This window comes from Geotalea toluenoxydans JCM 15764, from assembly GCF_001311985.1.
Classification (GTDB): domain Bacteria; phylum Desulfobacterota; class Desulfuromonadia; order Geobacterales; family Geobacteraceae; genus Geotalea; species Geotalea toluenoxydans.
In genome coordinates, this window is the sequence record NZ_BBCJ01000024.1 from 12880 (window position 1) to 34121 (window position 21242).

A 21242-nucleotide genomic window follows, 5' to 3' on the forward strand; every position below is an offset into this window, starting at 1 on the left:
CTGTCACCCTCGAACCGATTTCGAAACAAAAAACCCACTGCTGGCAGTGGGTTCTCGTTGAGATGCAGGTTTTAAACTTCCTTGTATTTTTCTTTTTCCCGCTCCATGGCATCTTTTCCAGCTTCTATTGCCGAAGATAGAATGGATTTCTTCTCCATGATCATATCCTTGCCTTCTTCATAGGAGGATCTGATCTTGTCCTGGGCTTCAGAGGCATACTCCTTGATCTTGTCCACCGCATCATCGGCCAGATCTCTGATTGTCGCCCTTAATTCCTCGCCTGTTTTCGGGGCCACCAGCAATGCCACCCCTGCGCCAACTGCTGCTCCAGCCAGGAATGAAAGGATTACCGTTCCCGCACTCAAACCATTTTCTTCATCGGACATAGCATTACCCCCTTTTTTTTATGATCTGATCAACTAAGATTTTTCCAGCAACCTTTGCCCCGGTCATCCACAAAGAGGTTTTGCCCATGAGACCGGTTACTCCGCCGACCACACTATTGACGGTGCGCATGGTACGGCCGGCATTGCCCAGCTCTTCCATGAAAAGGCCCACATCCTCTATCTTGCTTGATGCTTCTTCAGTAATGATTTTCAGATCTGTCAAAGTATCCTGCAGATTTTGCAAAACCGGCTTTATATCTTTTTCCACGCAGGCCAGAAATTCACGTGAGGCAACGGCTGTTTTTCTGATTTCAACGAACGCCGGGATCATAAAACAGGCAAGTACGACCAGTGTTATTGCCATTATTGTCACAGAAATGCCGATGACTACCATTTACGAACTCCTTCCCGGTAAAAATGTCTCAAGTATAGTGCAAAAATTAGTATTTTCAACTGATTTGGTGCTGAAGTTTGAGAAGAAAAAAGGCCGGCTTGATCAGCCGGCCTTTTATTGTCACAACATGGAGCTACAGTAGTTGATAGCTCTATTTTTTCTTGGGAGCAGCGGCTTTTTTTTGCTCCCTGTGCAGCGCCTTCAGGAGTTGTGTCAGCAGACCAGTGGTTCAGGTCGTGGGCGATGTTGTGGCACTGGCTGCATTTCGGGAATTTGGCCATCATGCCCGCAGGATGCGGTAAACCATGGCAATCCTGGCATTTGGGTACCATTTTGTGTTTCGACTGGTGGCAGGTGACGCAAAGGACCGATTTGTGCTTGGCGGTGCTGGCCATCAGCAGGTCGTAAGCTTTCTTGTGGCAGGAAGCGCAGAGTTTGGACTGGGTCTCGGCGCCATAGGTTACGACCAGCGGCATATGGGCCTGGTGACACTTCTTGCAATCGGCCTGCACCATTTCCTTGGAGTGCGGCTTATGGCACTGGTGCAATCGGGAATTTTCCCGTGAACATTGTGGCAGAAAGAACATGCCAGAGCGCTGTGCTTGCTCTTGTTCTTGCGCAGTTTTTCAATTTGCGGTGTATGGCAGGTGAGACAAGGATCGGTCACATTGTTGCCGAACTTGATTACCTTTGGCGTATGCGGATTCGAGTGGCAGGAAAGGCATCCGCTGAGCGAGAAGTGGGGTTTGCCCTCGTGACACTGGCTGCAGGCAGGAATGATTTTTTTCACGGTCGGTGGGTGCCCCACGTGACAGTCCTGACAGGTGACGTTTGTTTTGTGTGCCATACCGTTAGCTGCGATATCGGCCGGAGCCTTGCTATGGCATTTAACGCAGTCTGAACTGGTGAGAGTCGCCTTTACCTGTTCCTGGGCAGCGCACGCCATACCTGCAAAGGACAAAATTGCAAGTAATGCGAATACTGCAGTTAAACATCTACTATTTACTACTTTCATTGCCTCCTCCTTATTTTTTCATTTGAAGCGGATAATCCCAACTCTAATACACTGTCTATGGGCACTCTGTCAATATTTTTAACCTGTTTTGGATCATTAATTTTTGCTGAGCGCTTTTGTTTTTGTCGTCATTTCCGATGGTTGTCATTTTCAAAGATTTTAGGGGTCAACTATTTAATTGTAATAATCTAATTTAAAATGCCGTTATGTCAAGATGCATCTGTAGAAAAGATTGCGCCTACTTGATTAAGTGGTGTATCATTCGACAATTTTTCATCGGGTCATTCGGCCCAAAAGGTGCTTTTATGGGAAAAACGGTAATGTTTCTTCTAATCTTTATCGGCATGCATATTCCAGGAGCAGCGGTCGCTGACACCTTGGCGGGAGAAGATGCCGCCGGAGCGTCAGGTTCATCGGTACCTGCTCTAGCCGCCCCAGGTACTACCGCCGGTGGGACAGCACCGGAGAGGAAAAAACCGATGAGCGGCATTAATGTGGGGGAGCCGCAATTTATTTCCGAAACGGGGCTTTTTTATGTCAGCCCGGCCACCCAACTTGTCATAAAGGTTGTGGGGGGCGCTTCCGGGATTGCCCGAACCGAGTACCGGATCGATAACGGGGAATGGAAGGCCTATGAGCCGTTCAGGGTAACTGCCGAGGGTTCTCGTCAGATTGACTATCGCAGTATTGACAATGCGGGTAACGAAGAATCCCCGCGCAGCTTTTCCATCGTGGTGGATGGTACGCCTCCGCAGACTACTGCCTTTATCGATCGCCGGGAGGTTGTCCCCGGTCGGCCGGGCTTGGTCGGCAAAAAGAGCACCATCATGCTGGAGACCACAGAGGATGGTTCAGGCACTGCCCTGGTGGAATATCGGGTAGATCAGGGGGCCTGGCAGCCATACACCTCATTCACAGCCCCTGCGAACGGTGTTCACACCGTCAGCTACCGAAGCGTCGACAATGTGGGAAATAAAGAAGCGGAAAAGACCATTACCATCACCAGCGAAAAGATCCCGGTAAAGACTTCCGCCCTGGTCGGTGATCCTCAGTATAAAGGAAAAGACCTGGTCATAAGCGACAAGACTCCAGTGACCCTGGTCGTGGAAAGCATGTCTGGGGTTATCTCCACTGAGTTCAGTATTGACAACGGCCCGTGGCGGAAATATGCGCCTTTTACCGTGCCGGGAGCGGGCAGACATCGGATTGCCTTCAAAAGTACAGACGAAACAGGGGAAAAGGAGGCGCCACACATTCTCGATCTTGTCGTAGACACCACGCCGCCGGAAACATCGCTCCTTGCTTCAGGCCAAAAAGTCGAGAGGGGAGAGTCCCTTGCGGTCGATCATAAGGTGGAATTCCAGCTGGCTGCAGACGATAAGATGTCTGCGGTCAAGACAACGGAGTACCAGATAAACGGTGGTGCTTGGGTGCCGGCTGTTCCGTTCTCCTTCGAAGCGGAAGGGAAATATGAGATAGAGTTCCGGAGCTCTGATATGGTGGGCAATCTGGAACCTGCGGGCAGCTTCACTGCTGTCATCGATAGAACTCCACCGGTAAGCGAAATCGTTGTCGGGATCACGCAAAGCAGACTCGATGGCCTGGTCCATGTGGACAGCACGACCCTTTTTCAGCCAAAGGCTACCGATGGCCTGTCCGGTGTTCACATGGTCGAATATTCCATAGACGGCAGGGAAGATACCCGCGACACGGTGCCGTTCACCATTATTACGCCAGGCAGGTACCGGATTGATTACCAGGCGGTGGACAAGGCAGGCAACAAGGAGCCTCTCAAAACAATGCTTGTGTCCGTTGAAAATGCCCGGGGCAGGGGAGAAGCAAGGGGGGACGCGCCGCAGCCGAATCTGCCGGAACTCCAAGGCGCGAATTCAAATTTGCTGCAAAAGCGGCGGCAGCCCCTCCGCAGCTGCCTGCTGCCGCACCATTTTCAGATATGGCAGGGGCGGAGAGAAGGGCAAAATCTGATGCCGCCATTGTCGATGGTCCCATGGATGGCATTATGCCGGAATCCGCTTACTCAGACGGCTACCAGCTCCGCCAGTTAATCAGCGTCTTTATCTGGATACGACGAGAAATGATAAAATTGGCCTCTGGGAATATATTACCCTGGGGATCGTCAATATCAGTCTGATACTGGGGATTATGCTGCTTTAACAGTCTGGATGAAAAGCCTTATGCATGGGTGAGTGTTGCTAGGAGTCTGTCGGACTTAGAATGAATCGGCTGCGAAAATGGCAAATCGGTCCGGATCTCCGTAAATTTTCGACAAATAGGTCCACTATTCGCTCTCAAATTTCCAAATATCCGTCCTCGATTTTCCATTCTCTCGCTTCGATCCCTAAGTCCGACAGACTCCTAGGCCGGTTGTGAAAATCCATATGCTGTTGCGTCTTGCTTGCAGAAGGTCTGGACTGTTGAAGCTTCAGCAATGAACAGGCGTTACCTCCATTTCTACAGGCAATAAAAAAGCGGCCCGGAAAGTTTCCGGCGCCGCTTTTCTGTTACTGGATGACTGCAGTTGGATTACATCTTGGCCAACAAGGGAACGATCAAGAGCGATACGATATTGATGATCTTGATCATGGGATTTACTGCCGGGCCGGCAGTGTCCTTATATGGGTCGCCGACTGTGTCGCCGGTTACTGCAGCCTTGTGGGCGTCACCACCTTTACCGCCATGGTGGCCATCTTCGATGTATTTTTTCGCATTATCCCAGGCGCCGCCGCCGGTGGTCATGGAGATGGCGACGAAGATGCCGGTGACAATGGTGCCGACGATTACGCCACCCAGGGCCTTGGGGCCGAGGGTAAAACCGACGATGACGGGGGCAAGAATGGGAATGAGGCCGGGAATGACCATTTCCTTGAGGGCGGTTTTGGTGACGATATCAACGCAGGAAGCATAATCCGGTTTGCCGGTACCTTCCATGATGCCCTTGATCTCGCGGAATTGACGGCGAACTTCTATAACTACGGCTCCTCCCGCTTTGCCAACTGCTTCCATGCACTGGGCGGCAAAGTAGTAGGGGAGCATGCCGCCGATGAACAGGCCGACGATGATGTAGGGGTCGGAGAGATCGAAGGTGATCGCCTTGCCGACCAATTTCAATTCATCAACGTAAGAGGTGAACAGGATAACGGCGGCCAGCCCGGCTGAGCCTATGGCGTAACCCTTGGTGACAGCCTTGGTGGTGTTGCCTACGGCATCCAGAGGGTCTGTGACGTCGCGGACAGACTTGTCCAGCTCAGCCATTTCGGCGATACCACCGGCGTTGTCAGTGATCGGGCCATAGGCGTCCATGGCTACGACGATGCCGGTCAGGGAGAGCATGGAGACGGCGGCAATGGCGATGCCGTAGACTCCGGCGCACTGGAAGGAAACAATGATACCGGCGGCGATGACGATTACCGGAGCAGCGGTGGATTTCATGGAAACACCCAGACCGGCGATGACGTTGGTGCCGTGGCCGGTTGTGGAGGCCTGGGCGATATGTCGGACCGGACCGTATTCGGTGGAGGTGTAGTATTCAGTGATCCAGAAAATGGCGCCGGTCACGACCAAGCCGACGATTGCTGAAATAAAGATGTTGGTGGCGCTGAAAGTCTCTCCTGCCGCATTGGTGAGCCCCTGTGGAAACATCTGGGCTGTGACGAAGTAGAAGGCAACACAGGCAATCACTCCGGAAACGATCAGACCCTTATAGAGGGCACCCATGATTTTCTGGCTGGCGCCAAGTTTGACGAAGAAGGTACCGATGATCGAGCAATGATGGATATGCCGCCGAGAATCAACGGATAGCTGACTGCGGACTGGTTGCCGACAAAAGCTATGGCGCCCAGCAGCATGGCGGCTATCAGTGTAACTGCATAAGTCTCGAACAGGTCGGCAGCCATGCCGGCGCAGTCGCCCACGTTGTCACCCACGTTGTCGGCGATAACGGCAGGGTTGCGAGGGTCGTCTTCGGGAATGCCTGCTTCCACCTTGCCTACCAGGTCGGCGCCAACGTCGGCGCCTTTGGTGAAGATACCGCCGCCAAGACGAGCAAAGATTGAGATCAGCGAACCGCCGAAACCGAGGCCTACCAGTTGGCTTACCACCTCTTTTACCGGGGCCTCCGGCATCAGTTTTTGCAGAATCAGATAGTAACCGGCAACGCCTAGCAGACCGAGGCCGACAACGAGCATGCCGGTGATGGCGCCGCCGCGAAAGGCTACGTTGAGAGCTTTGACGATGCCTGATTTGGCAGCTTCAGTGGTCCGTACATTGGCCCGCACCGAAACGAACATGCCGATGAAGCCGGTCAAGCCGGAGAAAAGAGCACCGATGGCGAAGCCTACGGCAGTCTTGGCGCCAAGGCTGGCGAAAAGTGCAATGAACATGACTACGCCGACCATGGCTATGATGGTATACTGGCGCTTCATGTAGGCGCCGGCCCCCTCCTGGATGGCTGCGGCGATTTGTTTCATCCGCTCATTGCCCTGGGGAAGCCCCAGGATCCACTGGGCCGAGAAAAGACCGTAGGCAACTGCAGCCACGGCACAGATCAGGGCAAACATTACTGCATACTGTTCCATTTACATCCTCCTATGTAATGTGCCTTAATGTAAGGCGTAAATTCAGGCGAGGAAACAGCTTAACTTCCCATGAAAACCGACAAACTGTTATAGGAAAAGCCATGTTTTGTCAACTTTTTTTAGCAGCCAACGGCTCCATTTCAAGTGCCTGATCCGGCGGGGGAGACCGTCTTAAAGGTTGCGCTTTCATCAATGAAAATGTATCATCAGACCCCATGCTGCTTCGATACGGTGAAACAACATTTTCTCTGCAAATCCCTCCTGGCCGTCTTCTTGGGGAACTGCGCACTGACAATCCCGCTTCCGATCCTCCTTTTCAGCTTATCGACCGGGCAATCTCCGATTGCGAGCCGTACCTTTCTTCGTTTACCAGGGGAGAGAAGGTAGTCATCGTCACCTCCGATATCACACGCTACACCGGGAGTGATCTTTATCTGCCGCTCCTGGTCGACCGACTGAATCAAGCAGGGATCAGTGACCGGGACATGGAGATTGTCGTTGCCCTGGGTATCCATCGTCGCCAGAGCGAACAGGAGCACAAAAAAATTCTTGGCGCTCTCCATGGAAGGATCAGGGTCACCGATCACGATTGCGACAATCCGGGAAAGCTGGCTTATCTGGGCAATACCTCTACCGGCATAGGGGTGGAAATAAACAGGTCGGTCGCTGAAGCGGATCGGGTCATTTTAACCGGAACCATCGGTTTCCACTATTTTGCGGGGTTCGGCGGCGGCAGAAAATCAATTCTGCCCGGTGTCGCCAGCCGCAGAGCCTGCATGGCCAGTCATTTCACCGTGCTTAACCCCGAACCCGCCAGTGGCAAGAACCCCTTTGCCGCGACCGGGGTTCTTGACGGCAATCCGGTCCATCAGGCAATGGTTGAAGCCTGTGCCATGATCGATCCCGATTTCATCTTCAATACGGTCCTCTCGCCGGACAAGCGAATCATAGCCGCATTTGCCGGCGACTGGCGGGAAATGCACCTGGAAGGGTGCAGGTATTACGCAGACCACTTCTCCTGCAGGATCAGTGAGAAATCAGATCTGGTGATAGTTTCCTGCGGCGGCTTTCCCAAGGACATCAATTTCATCCAGGCCCATAAATCCATGGAGTATGCCAGTCATGCCGTGAAGGATGGCGGGGTCATGATCCTGCTTGCGCGCTGCAACGACGGTTATGGTCATGACACCTTTCACCGCTGGTTCAGGTTCAAAGACCTGGATGCCATGGAGAACGAACTGCGGGAGCATTACGAGATCAACGGCCAGACGGCTTATGCCACCCTGCAGAAGGCGCAGCGATTCCGGGTGATCCTGGTTTCGGACCTGCCTCCTGAAGAAGTGGAGCAGATGGGTATGACCCCGGCCGGCAATCTGGATGAGGCCATGGACAAGGCGGTCACTTTCCTGCCACCTGATTTCAAGGCTTATGTGATACCGGAGGGGGGGAATGTCCTGCCGGTGTTAAAGACTGTTCAAGGTTCTAAGTTCTAGGTTCTAGGTAGGAAACACAGAACATGGAACATAGAACATAGAACATAGAACATAGAACAAGATGTTGAAGAGGTGCAAATGCTTGAATCAAGGATTCTTGAGCAAATAATAACCATCGTCGGCAGCGAAAATGTCGCCACGGAACGCCAGGATCTGCTCTGTTACGGCTATGATGCCACGCAGATGGAGTTTCTCCCGGATGCGGTCGTTCATCCGGGTAACGTGGATGAGATTTCGCAGATAATGAAGCTTGCCAACGCCGAAAATATTCATGTTTTTCCCCGTGGAGCAGGAAGCGGTTTTACCGGCGGCGCATTGCCCAAGGGGGGAGGCATCGTTCTGGTGGTCACCCGCCTGAATCGCATCCTGCGCATCGACACGGAAAATCTCATCGCCGAGGTTGAACCGGGGGTGGTAACCGAGCAGTTCCAGATGGAGGTGGAGAAACTGGGACTTTTCTATCCTCCCGACCCGGCTTCATTGAAGTTTTCTACCCTTGGGGGTAATGTGGCGGAGAATGCCGGCGGCCCCCGCTGTGTCAAGTATGGTGTGACGAGGGATTTCGTCATGGGGCTGGAGGTGGTTTTGCCGACGGGTGACATCATCCGCACCGGAGGTGAGACATACAAGGGGGTAGTAGGTTACGACCTGACCCGACTGCTTTGCGGGTCGGAAGGGACGCTGGGCATTATTACCAAGATCATCTTCAAACTTCTTCCTCTTCCCGAGGCGAAGAAGACGATGCTTACCATCTTCGATTCCATCGACGGGGCTGCCAGGGCGGTTTCAACCATCATCGGCAACAAGATCATCCCGACAACCCTTGAGTTTATGGACCATGCTACACTGCAATGCGTGGAGAAACGCTTTAGCCTGGGTATCCCGGACAGCGGCCGGGCAGTGTTGATCATCGAGGTGGATGGTGATCGGGAGCTGATAGAAAAACAGGCTGCCCGTATTCAGGAACTGGTGAGACCCCTTGCTGGTGGAATGCAAGGTAGCTAAAAATGCGACCGAATCCGAGGCACTGTGGAAGGTCCGCAGATTGGTTTCACCGTCCCTTCGGGATGTGAACCCTGATAAATTCAACGAGGATATCGTCGTGCCAAGGAGCAAGGTGCCTGACGTCATTCGCCACATTGAAAAGATCCAGCAAAAGTACGACATTCCCATAGTAAACTTCGGCCATGCCGGTGACGGCAATATCCATGTGAATGTCATGATTGACAAGACTGTTCCCGGTATGGAAGAGAAGGCTCACCAGGCCATCGGCGAGGTGTTTCAGGCTGCCCTTGACCTGAACGGCACCATGTCCGGCGAGCACGGAGTAGGACTGGCCAAACAGCCGTACATCCATCTGGAGTTGAAGGGAGCTCAATTGGCGGCCATGCAGGCGATCAAGAAGGCGCTGGATCCCAACAACATTCTTAACCCCGGGAAGATGTTTCCGGTGAAATCGTAAGGGCGCCCCCGTGTGGGCGCCTGAATCGGGCAGGCACATGGGCCTGCCCCTACAAAGGCATGACGTGGACCCATTGAAGAGAATTGAAAAGGACCTGAAAAAATGCGTCAAGTGTGGTGCCTGCCGGGCCAACTGTCCTGCATTCTCCACTTTCCAGCGCGAGCCTGCGGTAGCGCGGGGCAAGGTGGCCCTGACTCAGCATTTGCTGGCCAAGGACATCGAGCTGGACGATCAGACCTATCTGGCCATGTCCAAGTGTCTGCTTTGCGGCAGCTGTGTTGAAAAGTGTCCCAACGAGGTGCCCACGGACGAGATTGTCATCGCCGCCCGTGAGGCTCTGGCGGAGCAGCGGGGACTAACCACGTTTCATAAGGCTGTAGGGCGGGTCATAAGAAACCGCAAAATGATGAGCATGGGAGCGGCAATGGCCGCCATCCTCGGGCCGCTCTTTTTCCGCAAGGTGCCGGCAACTTCGGGCCTGAGGCTGCGTTTTCCGCTTCCTTTCGTCGGCGGCAGGCGTCATATTCCCCAGTTGGCAAAAAAGCCATTCCTGTCTCGCCACCCTGAGGTAATTCAGGGGGAGCCGGGCAAGCCGCGCGTTATCTATTTTGTCGGCTGTATGACTAATTTTGTATACACTGAGGTGGGTGAAGCTGCCCTGGCTTTGTTCCGTCATCTGGGCTGCACCGTCATCATTCCCAAAGATCAGCAGTGCTGCGGCCTGCCCGGCATGTCCGGCGGCGATATGGAGACGGTGCGGGAATTGGCTGAAAGGAATCTGTCTGCCCTGGAAAAATACGAAGCCGATTATGTTGTCACCGCCTGTGCAACCTGTGGCGGAGCCCTGCATAAATTTTATCCGGCAGTAGTCGGCAAGAGGAACCCCGAGTTGCAACAGCGGCTGCTGGCTCTGGCCGAAAAGACGATCGATGCCTCGGTCCTGCTGCAAAAACTGGGATTACAGCCGGAAGAGACCGGCGCCGGTGAGGCGATGAAAATTACCTATCATGACCCCTGCCATCTGCGTACCCGGGCCATCACCAGGCAGCCGAGGGAACTGCTCACGGCGGCAACCGGTGTGCAACTGGTGGAGATGGAGGGTGCTGACAAGTGTTGCGGCCTTGGTGGAACCTTCAATGTTTATCACTATGAAAGCTCAATGGAGATTAATTCAAGTAAGAGCGAAGCCATAAAACGTACCGGCGCCGATGCGGTTGTTACCGGTTGCCCCGGTTGCATGATGCAGCTTTCCGACGGGTTGAAGCACAGCGGCGCTCCGACACGAGTGTTGCATACCCTGGAAATTCTGGCGCGAAAAATCAGAAACTGATTTTCATAATAATAAAAGGTTTTAAGTGCTGCTTAAGGTCTTGATTTATTGTCAGGATTTTATTATTAGTGAAATTTTTTTTATTGACATTGGAATCTAAATTCGGTATGTATTCCGAAAAATAAAAATAGGTTTTATTTTTTTGGGGCAATTAATGACCGATTACAATATCGGCGCCAAGATAAAAAAGCTGCGTCTCGCTAAGAAGCTGACACTACAGGCCGTTGCGAAAGAAACCGGATTCTCGCCGGCTCTCATCTCTCAGATCGAAAACAATAACGTTTCTCCGCCGATTGCGACACTGTCGAAAATCGCGAAGTTTTTTGACGTGAAGGTCGGTATGTTTTTCGCCGAGGATGAGGAAGAGTGCCGGTTCGAGGTGGTTCGGAAGGGTGAGCGCAAGTTGATACCCCGGGTCATCTCCCGTTCCGGAACCAGCCAGGGCTACTCGTACGAATCCCTGTCATTCAGGAAACAGAACAAGAAGATGGAACCGTTTCTGCTTTCTGTGGCAGAAAAGGCTGCCGAGGAGAATACCTACAGCCATGACGGTGAGGAATTTCTCTTTATCATGCAAGGCAGTGCCGAACTTCTCCTGGACGACGAGCGCATCTCCCTCGAAGAGGGGGACTGCGTCTACTTCGATTCTTCCCTCAAGCATCGACTTCTATCCAAAGACGGGTCAGAGGTAAAGGTGCTTGCCGTTGTAACCAGATAAGAATCAGAAATTTTGATCTACCCCTCCCGAAGTGCCAATTCACCCGATGCTTCCCCTTTCGTGTGACTTTGAAAACAAAATGAATCTAATTACCCTGGCTTAAGACTATTGCTGAAACAATCCAATTACCGGAAGGATGACGGAGATGTCCAAAAAAGCGATTAAACCTTCACTGAAAAACCCCTTTGCCCCGGATGAGAAAGTTGATTTCAACATTCCCGGTGAGATTTCCCGTGCGGAAGGCGGCTACGAAGAGGCCATGAAGGAGGGTTACGACCTGATCCAGCGGCCCATAAAATCGGTGAGCATCGATCAGATCGAGAAGCAGCACTTCAAAAAGCGAATGACCGTTTGGGAAAGGATCAGGGTCCTGACTGAACTGGAGCCGAACATCCTTTTCCAGAACTGGGGCAAAAACCTGGACGGTGCTTCACTTGTCACGGGCATTCTCAATATTCACGGGCGGGACGTGGCTGTTTACGGCCATGACTTCACTGTCCGCGCCGGTTCCATGGATGCAACCAACGGCAACAAGCTGGCCCGTCTTTTCCAGATGGCCGGTGAGAAAGGAATACCGCTTATCGGCATGAATGACAGCGCCGGCGCCTTTGTTCCTGCCGGGGTTGGCGGGCTTGACGGCTATGCCGAAGCCTTCACTGCCCTGCGAAAAATCAGCGGTGTCGTTCCCAGCATCATGTGCATGTTCGGCTTCAATGCCGGTGGCGGGAGCTACCTTCCCAGGCAGGGGAGCTTTGTCATTCAGCCCCAGGATACCTTCTTCGGCCTCACTGGTCCCGGCGTCGTCAAATCCGTCCTGGGCGAGGATGTAACCCCTGAAGACCTGGGCGGACCCAAAGTCCATGGCCAGTCGGGCGTAGCCGATCTTACCGTCGAGGACGAAGTGGGCGCTCTGCGTACCGCCGTCATGCTCCTCAACTACCTTCCTGACAATAACAGCGTCATGGCTCCTTTTCAGCCGACCAGCGATCCCCTCGACCGCAAGACCTGGGAGATCAACACTCTTCTCAAGAAGGCCTTCAACTCGCCGACCGGATTCAATACTCCGTTTGACGTTTCCATCATTATCCAGCAGATCTGCGATCATGGCGACTATTTTGAAATGCAGCCCAACCGTGCCCGGAATGCCGTCACCGCCTTCGGTCGCCTGGGCGGCAACGTTGTCGGTTTCGTCGCCAACAACAGCGCCGTGGACTCCGGGCAGATCGACGTTGATGCAGCCTACAAGATTGCCCGTTTCAACCGTTTCTGCAACATCTACAACATCCCCATCATCTTCATGGAAGATACCACTGGCTTCCTGCCGGGCCGCGAGCAGGAGGCCCGCGGCATCGTTCAGGCAGGCCGGGCAATGCTCGATTCCATCGTTGATATCCGCACACCGCGCATCCTGTTGATCCTCCGCAATGCTTACGGCGGTGCCTATGCATCCTATAACAACTACCCGACCGGCGCCGATCTGGTTCTTGCTCTGCCGACCACCCGTCTGGCTGTCATGGGGCCTGCCGGCAAAGAATTCGTCTACAAGGACGAACTGCGCAAGCTGCGCACTGAAGTTGCCGAGCGAGTAAAACGGGGCACCCTGCAGCGTGTGGAGGCCGGTGTTAAAGAGGATGCTGCAAAGAGTGATGCGGAAAAAGAAGCGGCCGAGTGGCTGAGAACCCAGGAAGCAGCCCTCAACCTGCGCTACGAAAAGGAGCTGATGAACCGAAGGAAGCGCTCAGCCTTGGCTCCATCTCGTCTCTTGTCATGCCTACCGATCTGCGCAAGGTGCTCGGCGAGAACCTGAACTTCTTCCTCAGGCACTATAAGCCTAGTCCGATGCAGGCGGTGCAGCGCGAGTTCCATTAAAAAACGGAGCCTTGAGACGCAGGGCCTGCCAGGTGCAGAAGTGTTGCTTGTAAGGTTGTGACTTTTAATATCCAATGGATTGGAGATAGAGACCAATGAAACAAACCTCTGATTACTACATCAAGAACCCGCTCATTCATAAAGATCGCCGGCTCGGCAAGTCCCCGTCCGATTGGGTGAGTTCCTTTTCCTGCGAGGACCTGAAACCTCTGATCGTTTGTCGTGGACCGATCCGCAAGGAAGCTATGGATGTCTACGAGGAAATGGGTATTACCCATTACGGTATACTGCTGTCGGAAAAAGATTCCATCGTTTACCCCAATGCTCTTGCCCCTGAACTGCGCCAGCTGACCGACTCCCGCCGCGTCCACCGCGTGCCCGACTACACCGGCGCCAGTAAGGAGGAGCGGGTCGAGCGTATCCATCAGATCATCAGTATTGCCAAAGACAACGGCTATGATTCTATCTTTGCCGGCTACGGTTTTATGGCGGAAGATGATGAGTTTGTTGCCGCAATCGAAGCTGCCGGTTTGAAGTTCATCGGTCCCTGCTCTGCCACCCAGGCAGGAGCGGGCAAGAAGGACGAAGCCAAACGTACTGCCCTGACAGTGAATGTCAGTGTCACTCCCGGTATCGATAACGTCACCGCCCGTACCTTACTCAAAAAACATCCGACAAGGGAAAAACTCCTGGCACTGGTCAAGTCCGACGGCTTCAAGTGCGACGAACAGGTGATCAGCAATCCTGATATCTCTCTGGAAGACCTGGCGGATCATATTCTCTATGCCTCCTATGTCAAAGGGGTGGACCTCTTTTCCATCGAAGAGCTCTGTGCGCAGGTTCAGGCCGAAGTTGCCGATATGTTCAGGAAATATCCCCAAAGCCGGATTCGTCTTAAGGCCATTGGCGGGGGCGGCGGCAAGGGGCAGCGAATTCTGGGCGCATCGCTGCTGCCGCTGAAAAAAGCCGACGACAAGGCTATTGCTGCCGCTGCAGCGGAGGCTCCTACTCTGGTAAGGGAGATTCTCAATGAGGTCAAAGCCAACGGCATTGGCGATAATAAAAACGTCCTCATCGAGCTGAACATTGAGCAGACCCGCCATAACGAGATCCAGCTGCTGGGCAACGGCGACTGGTGCATAGCCCTTGGTGGCCGCGACTGTTCCCTGCAGATGCATGAGCAAAAGCTGCTGGAGGTATCGGTAACACAGGAAGGACTGTTGGCGGCCATTGAGAGGGCCAAGCAGCCGGCAACAAGAGCGAAGCAAAAGCCCTGGAGAGCGACCTGAAGGTCCTCAAGCGCATGGAAGAGGAATCGGAGCGTTTCGGCAGGGCAGTCGGCCTGGATTCTGCCTCAACCTTCGAATGTATCGTTGACCGCGACCGTCACTTTTTCATGGAGGTGAACACCAGGATCCAAGTTGAGCACCGGGTCACAGAGCTTTGCTACAACCTCAAGTTCACCAACCCCAAGGACAAGAACGACTTTTTCGTGGTCGAGTCGCTGGTGGAGGCCATGGCTTTGCTGGCACGGCACAAGGAGCGCCTGCCCAAGCCGGAGCGGCTCGTGCGGTTCAACGCTTCCGTGGAAGCGCGCTTGAATGCAACTGACGATTCCCTCTCGCCCCACGCAGGAGGCATGATCCGCTACTGGTCGAAGCCCATCGATGGCGAGATCCGTGACGATCAGGGCATCAGCATGCTCAACCCTGACACCGGCATCTTCGTCAAATACAAGGTGGCTGGAGCCTACGACTCGAATATTGCACTCCTTCTGACCAAGGGGGAGGATCGCCGTGACAGCTACGAGCGCATGTCAGAGGTTATCCGCAGCACTACTCTCCGCGGCAGCGATCTGGCCACCAATCTGGAGTTCCATTATGGTCTCGTTAACTGGTTTCTTGGCACCAATGTCATGGCAAAGCCCACTACACGTTTCGTCGTGCCTTATCTGACGCTGGTCGGCACCTTGAAGGAGGAGGCAAACAAGCTTGATCCGGTCTTTGCCTTCCTGCAGATGAAAAAGCATTATGCCAAACTCCTGGCGGAGCAGTTTCCCGACGATCCGAAGGTGGCAAAAAACATGTCGTCCCTGCTTGACCGCAAGGGCACCCTCATTACCCGTCCCATGGAAAGACTTCTCGGCGACCCCCATCTCTTGTCCGGCTGGTTGAGCATGAACACCAAGAATTTCCGCATTGACAACGGCAAGGTGGTCTGGCTGAGGAATCCGCTAGGAGTACTCAACGATACCTACGATTATCTCCATATGTCGTTCCGTCCCCATAAACCGGCAGCTGAGGTGATCTGGGGTCACGATAATGAACTGCTTCAGGAGGCACTCAGCTTTTCCAGAACGCTGCGGGAGAAACTCGGCCTGCAAAGGGACGAATATTTCCAGCTGTGTGAGCTGCTGCAGAAGGACGAACCGCAAGGTGGCATGGATGCAGCGACGTGGGAGCAGGTACGGTCGGCTCACTTCGGCTATGAAGCGGGACTGGAGCTGCTCGGCATGCTGTTCCTGGTCGGGGTTAACGTGAAGTTCTGGGATCTGCGTGTTGAAGAGGATCTGGAGATTACCATTCCCGAATACCTGACAGATCCTGATCTTCAGGCTCGCATGAAAAAAGTACTGGTCCCCCCACCGGCCACCAAGGCCGATGAAATTGTCTCCGTTTGCGGCGGCATGTATTATGCCCAGGAGGCCCCAGGCATGCCCGCCTTCGTCGAAGAGGGGATGCATTTCGATAAGGGGCAACCCCTTTACATCATCGAGGTCATGAAGATGTTCAACAAGGTCAATGCGCCGTTCTCCGGCACTATCGACAAGATCCTCATTCAAGGTGGTGACGGCACCATTGTTCAAAAAGGCCAGCCGTTGTTCAAGGTGACCCCCGATGAGAAGTTTGTCGAGGTCGATCCCAATGAGATAGAGCGGGAAAAACGTACCTTGACGACTAAATATCTGAAGGCGGTACTCTAGCTTCAAGAAAAGAAAAAGGGCTCCGACAACGGAGCCCTCTGATAATCTCACCCCGCCTCCAAAGCGGGGTTTGCTGTTAGTGGGCAGAGGCTCAGTGCAGATTGTAATCATCCCCTTCTACGCATTCGGACTGTGCTTCGAGAAACGACTTTTCCTGGGGATCCTTGATGACCTCGGTTATACCATGGTTCACCGACCACATGGTCCCGCAGCTGGGGCACTCCATGATGTCTTCCGTGAAGCCGTCGGAATGAAGCTCCATTTCGCTGTGCTGCCGGCTTTTGCATACTGGGCATTTCATGGCTGTCTCCTTTCTCATTTCATGAAGCACCGATATGATCTAAATTTTATGTTCATCAGCTTAAAAATTGCAAGTGGATAAAAATCAGCTCCACGATTTTCCTATCATGACAAGGAGAGCAAAATGGGTATTTCAGAAGCAAAGAAGGGATGGCAGGAGAACACGGTCGCAAAGAATCTGCCAAGGCGCCGGAGCGCAAGGCAGATTTCCGGACAACATCAGATATAGAGATGGAGCGCTGCTTCACCCCTGATTTTGAACTTCCAGGTTATGAAGACACGCTGGGGTTTCCCGGTCATTATCCTTTTACCCGTGGCGTACAGCGACCATGTATCGGGGCCGTTTCTGGACCATGCGCCAGTATGCTGGTTTCGGCACGGCCAAGGAGTCGAACGAGAGGTACAAATATCTTTTGCAGGCCGGCCAGACAGGTCTCTCTGTTGCTTTTGACCTCCCGACCCAGATGGGCTACGATTCGGACGCGGGCATGAGCCGGGGGGAGGTCGGCAAGGTCGGCGTCGCCATCGATTCCCTGGCTGATATGGAAGTGCTCTTCGACGGTATTCCGCTCGACAAGGTATCCACCTCCATGACTATCAATTCCACTGCAGCCATTCTTCTGGCCATGTATATTGCAGTGGCAGAAAAGCAGGGGGTCTCCTCCGATAAGATCTCCGGCACCATTCAGAATGATATCCTCAAGGAGTACATGGCCCGCGGCACCTATATCTATCCGCCAAAGCCTTCAATGCGCATAATTACCGACATCTTTGCCTACTGTAAGGATCATGTGCAAGTGGAATACCATCAGCATCTCCGGATACCATATCCGCGAGGCCGGCTCCAGTGCTGTCCAGGAAGTGGCCTTCACCCTGGCCGACGGCATCGCCTATGTGGATGCAGCCATCAAGGCCGGACTTGATGTGGATGAGTTCGCTCCCCGTTTGGCTTTCTTCTTCAACGCCCACAACAACCTCCTGGAGGAAGTGGCCAAATTCAGGGCTGCCCGCCGCATGTGGGCCAAGATCATGAAGGAAAGGTTCAAGGCAAAGAATCCCAAGTCATTGATGCTCCGCTTCCATACCCAGACGGCCGGCTGTACTCTGACAGCGCAGCAGCCCGACAACAACATCATGCGTGTGACTATTCAGGCTCTGGCTGCTGTCCTGGGCGGAACTCAGTCTCTCCATACCAATTCCCGCGATGAGGCACTTGCCCTGCCCACCGAAGACTCGGTGCGGATCGCCTTGCGGACGCAACAGGTTATCGCCTATGAATCCGGGGTCGCCGATTCCATTGACCCCTTGGCCGGCAGCTTCCTGGTTGAGTCTCTCACCGATCAGATCGAGAAAGCGGCCTCAGACTATATCGACAAGATCGATAGTCTTGGCGGAGCAGTGGAAGCCATTTCCCAGGGTTTTCAACAGAAAGAGATCCAGGATTCGGCCTTTGCTTACCAGCGTGCCATTGAAACCGATGACTTGATAATCGTCGGTGTCAATAAATTCTCTATTCAGGAGCCCCCCCCTGCCGGCCTGCTCAAGGTAAAGGAAGAGGTCGAGATCTTTCAGAAAAAGGCCCTGGCAGAGGTCAAGACAAAACGGGACAATGACAAGGTCAAGGCGGCACTGAAAAAGCTGGAAGAAACGGCAAAAGGTACCGACAACCTCATGCCGCACATCCTTGAAGCAGTCAAGGCCTATGCGACGCTAGGGGAAATTGCCGATGTCTTCCGTGAGGTTTTCGGCAAACACCGGGAAACGGTGGTGCTGTAAAAATTGGAGAGTGATGCAATTGATGCCTCTCCCAGGAGAACTGCTATGATTGTAATGATTTCGAAAGGGTAAATTTTATATGCTGACAAAGATAAACCATATGGGTGTTGCTGTGAATTCACTGGCTGAAACCATTCCCTTTTACAGGGATCAGCTGGGTATGGCATTTAAAGGCACAGAAGAGGTCCAGGAGCAGCAGGTGAGGGTTGCCTTTCTGGAAATTGGGGAGTCCAAGATAGAGCTTCTGGAGCCGACCAGTGCCGACAGTCCCATTGCAAAATTTCTTGAGAAAAACGGCCCTGGTATTCATCATGTGGCCTATGAGGTAACGGATATCGTTGCTGCCATTGCAAAACTTGAATCGGACGGGGCACGGATGATCGACAAAACACCGCGAAAAGGTGCCCACGGGGCACAGATCGCCTTTGTTCACCCCAAGAGCAGCAACGGAGTCCTGACAGAGCTTTGCCAGTCAGGCCATTAATAGTTTTAAAAGCTTGTGGTCCCCCGAAAGGAGAGGTTAAATGTGACCTCTCCTTTTTAATTTTGTTCGATTTTGAAACGTTGTTTGAAAATGCTTGACTTTCGTTTACAGAAAAGTATATTAGCAAGCAAATATTATAGCTATCTGCTGTAATTGCTGTGGTTTAAGGAGAATCTAATAAGGGTTCTTGACAAAATAGCTTGGCAGATATAGTATCACCACAAATTAATGTAACAACTGGGTGTCAATGCCGTTATCAAACTCAATACAGAGAGATGTACAGCTTAACTCGCCGGTTGCCGCAACCAGCGGTGGGATGAACCGTCGTCTGAATTGCTGTAGCAAGCCCTTGCCCGCCCTTTGAAAGGGCCGGGCCGGGGCTTTTTTGTTTCCGGGGATCGTTTTTTAAACATAATCTCAAAAGAAAGGTGGTGGTGAAAACCAAAGGTTGTTGCAATCCCATGTTATCTCAATTACTTACAACAACGAAGGAGGCACAAAAATGAATTTGAAGAAAAGAATTTTGGCAGTTGCCGCAGTGGGCGCCCTGACCGCAGCCACCGCAGTACCGGCCATGGCTTTTGAGAACGAGTTTCATGGCATGTATCGTTTCAAAGGGGTGATGTCGAACATCCAGAATGCTTCTGGTGCCCATTTTGCGGCAGTCAACGAAAATCCCAAGACAAAGACATTCCTGGAGCAGCGTGCTCGTCTGTTGTACAGTGCCAAAGCCAGTGACGACCTGAAACTGGTAACGCACTTCGAGTTGGACTACAGCAAGTTCGGTGATGAATCCTATTCGGTAAACAGAGGCAAGGGTGGTGCTCTGGGGGGCGATGAAATCAACCTGGAGACGAAACATTTATCTGGACTTCAACCTGCCTACCACCACAAAGGTCAACTTCAAGGTGGGTATGCAGCCTTGGGTTGACTCATATGGTGGACTTTTTGTTAATGCCGATATGCCCGGGGTCCTCGCTTCCGCTAAATACGGCAGCTTGGCCAACTCTCTAGGCTTCTTCCGCTTTGACGACACAGGCAGCCTTGCCGGCAAAAATGCCAGAGATTTCCTGGTATTGGACTCCAAACTCAATGTAACGAAGGATTTCCGGCTGGGTGTGTCTTACTATCTTTTGAATGACGACACGAACAAGACCTCTGCAACCACAGCTGCTACTGCCACTGCTGCTTCAAGAGTCAACGATCCCAGCCGTACATACTCCAACGCTATTATCCATACTCTTGGCGTCAATGCCGAGGCGAAAACGGGGCCGGCCACGATTACTGCCGGCGCAATGTATCAGTTTGGCAATATCAACAACCCCTACTTTTATGAGCCTTCAACAGTTGTCGCAACGCAGGTACATTTAACCGCTTCGCCAGCAACCACCTGAGCGCATTCGCTGGTTTTGCCGGTGCCAAGGTTGCAGCAGGTCCGGGTACTTTCAATGTTGTTGCTGCCTACACTTCTGGTGACAGCGATCCGTTCTCCGGAAACAACAATTCGTTCCAAAGCGTTCATAACACCAATAGCTCCGGTTTCTCCGAAAACACCTTTTATGGTGCGAACATGCACATCCTGCTTCGCTCCAAGTACGAGATCAACTCCGGTGGATACATTATTGGATCTTCCAATAACTTTAGCCAGGGGATGACCATCGGTTCCCTGGGCTACGATATGAAATTCACCGACAAGCTCTATGGTAATGCCAATCTCGGTTTCGGTGCTATTGCGCGGGATACCGGCGAGCACGACAGCAAGTACCTTGGCACTGAGATCAATGCTGAAGTTGGCTACAAGCTCGCCGACAACCTCAATGTTAGCTTGGTCGGCGCATTCATGAAACTTGGCGACTACTACGAAGGGCAGGGTGGAGCTGAAGCCGGCGACAAACCCAATGATCCGTTCTACTCAACGGTGATGCTGAACTACGTATTTTAGAATGTTTCATCCGGCCGGCGGGGATTCCCCGCCGGCCTTTTTTTGTTTGACAAGCCCAAATATTTTGATTTAATTTTATTAATTATAATAGTCAACCGTAGAAGGGGGGAACATAACAATGCGGAAAATGACAGTCATGATTATGTCGACATTTCTTTTGGCAGCAGCGTTCCGGCTTTTCCGGCAGAAATGACCAAGGGGCAGAAGGATGAATGTCTGCTGGCTTCGAAGAACTGCGCTTCCCAGGTGGACAGCATTCAGAAGAAGATAAAGAAGCTGAATGCCGAGATCAAGAAGGGGGACAAAGTGTATAGCCCCGAAGAGCTGAAGAAACTGGAGACCAAGCTTACCGAGGCAAACGATCTCCTCGATACCATGCTGGGATTGAAGGGCGGCAACTAGCGGCCATATCTTCATACGCATTGACCTTCATTCAAAGGAGAGGAAAGCTCTCCTTTTTCTTTGCAGAAATCACACAGTCCCCCCATTAAATCT

General features: G+C 52.7%; 13 protein-coding genes and 6 pseudogenes. 13 read left to right on the top strand and 6 right to left on the bottom strand.

Annotation, left to right across the window (positions count from 1 at the left end; translation table 11 throughout):
* Positions 1–71: 71 nt before the first annotated feature.
* The 4 genes from JCM15764_RS15035 to JCM15764_RS28615 are packed head-to-tail and all read right to left on the bottom strand — an operon-like array spanning position 72 to position 1726.
* Complete coding sequence (locus tag JCM15764_RS15035) at positions 72–386, bottom strand: YtxH domain-containing protein (protein WP_012645919.1); 315 nt, start codon at positions 384–386, stop codon at positions 72–74.
* Positions 387–390: 4 nt separating this feature from the next.
* Positions 391–780 (bottom strand): DUF948 domain-containing protein, encoded by a 390-nt coding sequence (locus JCM15764_RS15040; protein ID WP_054697165.1) that lies wholly within the window; start codon positions 778–780, stop codon positions 391–393.
* Positions 774–1256, bottom strand: coding sequence for a hypothetical protein (locus JCM15764_RS28610; protein WP_369412347.1), 483 nt, complete (start codon positions 1254–1256; stop codon positions 774–776). Before JCM15764_RS28610 ends, JCM15764_RS15040 begins: the two co-directional genes overlap by 7 nt.
* Positions 1241–1726, bottom strand: a complete 486-nt coding sequence (locus JCM15764_RS28615; protein WP_369412348.1) for a hypothetical protein — start codon at positions 1724–1726, stop codon at positions 1241–1243. Before JCM15764_RS28615 ends, JCM15764_RS28610 begins: the two co-directional genes overlap by 16 nt.
* Before the next feature lie 389 nt (positions 1727–2115).
* Between JCM15764_RS28615 and JCM15764_RS15055 the strand changes: the two genes are divergently transcribed.
* The gene (locus tag JCM15764_RS15055) at positions 2116–3861 is read left to right on the top strand and encodes an OmpL47-type beta-barrel domain-containing protein (protein WP_243689112.1); all 1746 of its coding nucleotides are present in this window, start codon (positions 2116–2118) and stop codon (positions 3859–3861) included.
* Positions 3862–4339: 478 nt separating this feature from the next.
* On the opposite strand, the pseudogene JCM15764_RS15060 reads toward JCM15764_RS15055, so the two are convergent.
* Positions 4340–6390: pseudogene (locus JCM15764_RS15060) on the bottom strand (sodium-translocating pyrophosphatase).
* 215 nt (positions 6391–6605) lie between these two features.
* Between JCM15764_RS15060 and JCM15764_RS15065 the strand changes: the two are divergent.
* From JCM15764_RS15065 to JCM15764_RS15090, 6 genes and pseudogenes are all read left to right on the top strand, one after another.
* Complete coding sequence (locus JCM15764_RS15065; protein WP_054697176.1) at positions 6606–7883, top strand: lactate racemase domain-containing protein; 1278 nt, start codon at positions 6606–6608, stop codon at positions 7881–7883.
* 78 nt (positions 7884–7961) lie between these two features.
* A pseudogene (locus JCM15764_RS15070) lies at positions 7962–9345 on the top strand (FAD-binding oxidoreductase).
* A 64-nt stretch (positions 9346–9409) separates the two neighbouring features.
* Complete coding sequence (locus JCM15764_RS15075; protein ID WP_054697180.1) at positions 9410–10675, top strand: (Fe-S)-binding protein; 1266 nt, start codon at positions 9410–9412, stop codon at positions 10673–10675.
* Positions 10676–10829: 154 nt separating this feature from the next.
* Positions 10830–11393: a helix-turn-helix domain-containing protein gene (locus tag JCM15764_RS15080; RefSeq protein ID WP_012645927.1), complete on the top strand. Its 564-nt coding sequence runs from the start codon at positions 10830–10832 to the stop codon at positions 11391–11393.
* 145 nt (positions 11394–11538) lie between these two features.
* Positions 11539–13262: pseudogene (locus JCM15764_RS15085) on the top strand (acyl-CoA carboxylase subunit beta).
* A 95-nt stretch (positions 13263–13357) separates the two neighbouring features.
* Positions 13358–16245: pseudogene (locus tag JCM15764_RS15090) on the top strand (ATP-binding protein).
* A 91-nt stretch (positions 16246–16336) separates the two neighbouring features.
* Here JCM15764_RS15090 and JCM15764_RS15095 read toward each other — a convergent pair.
* Complete coding sequence (locus tag JCM15764_RS15095; protein ID WP_012645930.1) at positions 16337–16546, bottom strand: hypothetical protein; 210 nt, start codon at positions 16544–16546, stop codon at positions 16337–16339.
* Positions 16547–16669: 123 nt separating this feature from the next.
* Between JCM15764_RS15095 and JCM15764_RS15100 the strand changes: the two are divergent.
* From JCM15764_RS15100 to JCM15764_RS15125, 6 genes and pseudogenes are all read left to right on the top strand, one after another.
* Positions 16670–18321: pseudogene (locus JCM15764_RS15100) on the top strand (acyl-CoA mutase large subunit family protein).
* Between the two features lie 79 nt (positions 18322–18400).
* Complete coding sequence (gene mce, locus JCM15764_RS15105) at positions 18401–18805, top strand: methylmalonyl-CoA epimerase (protein WP_054697182.1); 405 nt, start codon at positions 18401–18403, stop codon at positions 18803–18805.
* A 502-nt stretch (positions 18806–19307) separates the two neighbouring features.
* On the top strand, positions 19308–19736 hold the full coding sequence (locus tag JCM15764_RS15110; protein ID WP_054697185.1) for a hypothetical protein: 429 nt from the start codon (positions 19308–19310) through the stop codon (positions 19734–19736).
* Entirely contained in the window at positions 19720–20199 is a 480-nt protein-coding gene (locus JCM15764_RS15115) for a hypothetical protein (RefSeq protein ID WP_054697187.1), read from the top strand. The genes JCM15764_RS15110 and JCM15764_RS15115 overlap by 17 nt, the downstream gene beginning before the upstream one ends.
* Before the next feature lie 176 nt (positions 20200–20375).
* A complete protein-coding gene (locus JCM15764_RS15120; RefSeq protein WP_054697190.1) occupies positions 20376–20747 on the top strand; it encodes a hypothetical protein in 372 nt (123 codons plus the stop codon).
* 118 nt (positions 20748–20865) lie between these two features.
* Positions 20866–21149, top strand: a pseudogene (locus JCM15764_RS15125) (hypothetical protein).
* Positions 21150–21242 lie beyond the last annotated feature (93 nt).

Excerpts from the sequence above, each read along its gene's own strand:
- JCM15764_RS15035 (WP_012645919.1), bottom strand. The coding sequence starts at position 386 with ATGTCCGATGAAGAAAATGGTTTGAGTGCGGGAACGGTAATCCTTTCA.
- JCM15764_RS15040 (WP_054697165.1), bottom strand. The coding sequence starts at position 780 with ATGGTAGTCATCGGCATTTCTGTGACAATAATGGCAATAACACTGGTC.
- JCM15764_RS28610 (WP_369412347.1), bottom strand. The coding sequence starts at position 1,256 with ATGCCGCTGGTCGTAACCTATGGCGCCGAGACCCAGTCCAAACTCTGC.
- JCM15764_RS28615 (WP_369412348.1), bottom strand. The coding sequence starts at position 1,726 with ATGGCGTGCGCTGCCCAGGAACAGGTAAAGGCGACTCTCACCAGTTCA.
- JCM15764_RS15055 (WP_243689112.1), top strand. The coding sequence starts at position 2,116 with ATGTTTCTTCTAATCTTTATCGGCATGCATATTCCAGGAGCAGCGGTC.
- JCM15764_RS15065 (WP_054697176.1), top strand. The coding sequence starts at position 6,606 with ATGCTGCTTCGATACGGTGAAACAACATTTTCTCTGCAAATCCCTCCT.
- JCM15764_RS15080 (WP_012645927.1), top strand. The coding sequence starts at position 10,830 with ATGACCGATTACAATATCGGCGCCAAGATAAAAAAGCTGCGTCTCGCT.
- JCM15764_RS15095 (WP_012645930.1), bottom strand. The coding sequence starts at position 16,546 with ATGAAATGCCCAGTATGCAAAAGCCGGCAGCACAGCGAAATGGAGCTT.
- mce (WP_054697182.1), top strand. The coding sequence starts at position 18,401 with ATGCTGACAAAGATAAACCATATGGGTGTTGCTGTGAATTCACTGGCT.
- JCM15764_RS15110 (WP_054697185.1), top strand. The coding sequence starts at position 19,308 with ATGAATTTGAAGAAAAGAATTTTGGCAGTTGCCGCAGTGGGCGCCCTG.
- JCM15764_RS15115 (WP_054697187.1), top strand. The coding sequence starts at position 19,720 with ATGCAGCCTTGGGTTGACTCATATGGTGGACTTTTTGTTAATGCCGAT.
- JCM15764_RS15120 (WP_054697190.1), top strand. The coding sequence starts at position 20,376 with ATGCACATCCTGCTTCGCTCCAAGTACGAGATCAACTCCGGTGGATAC.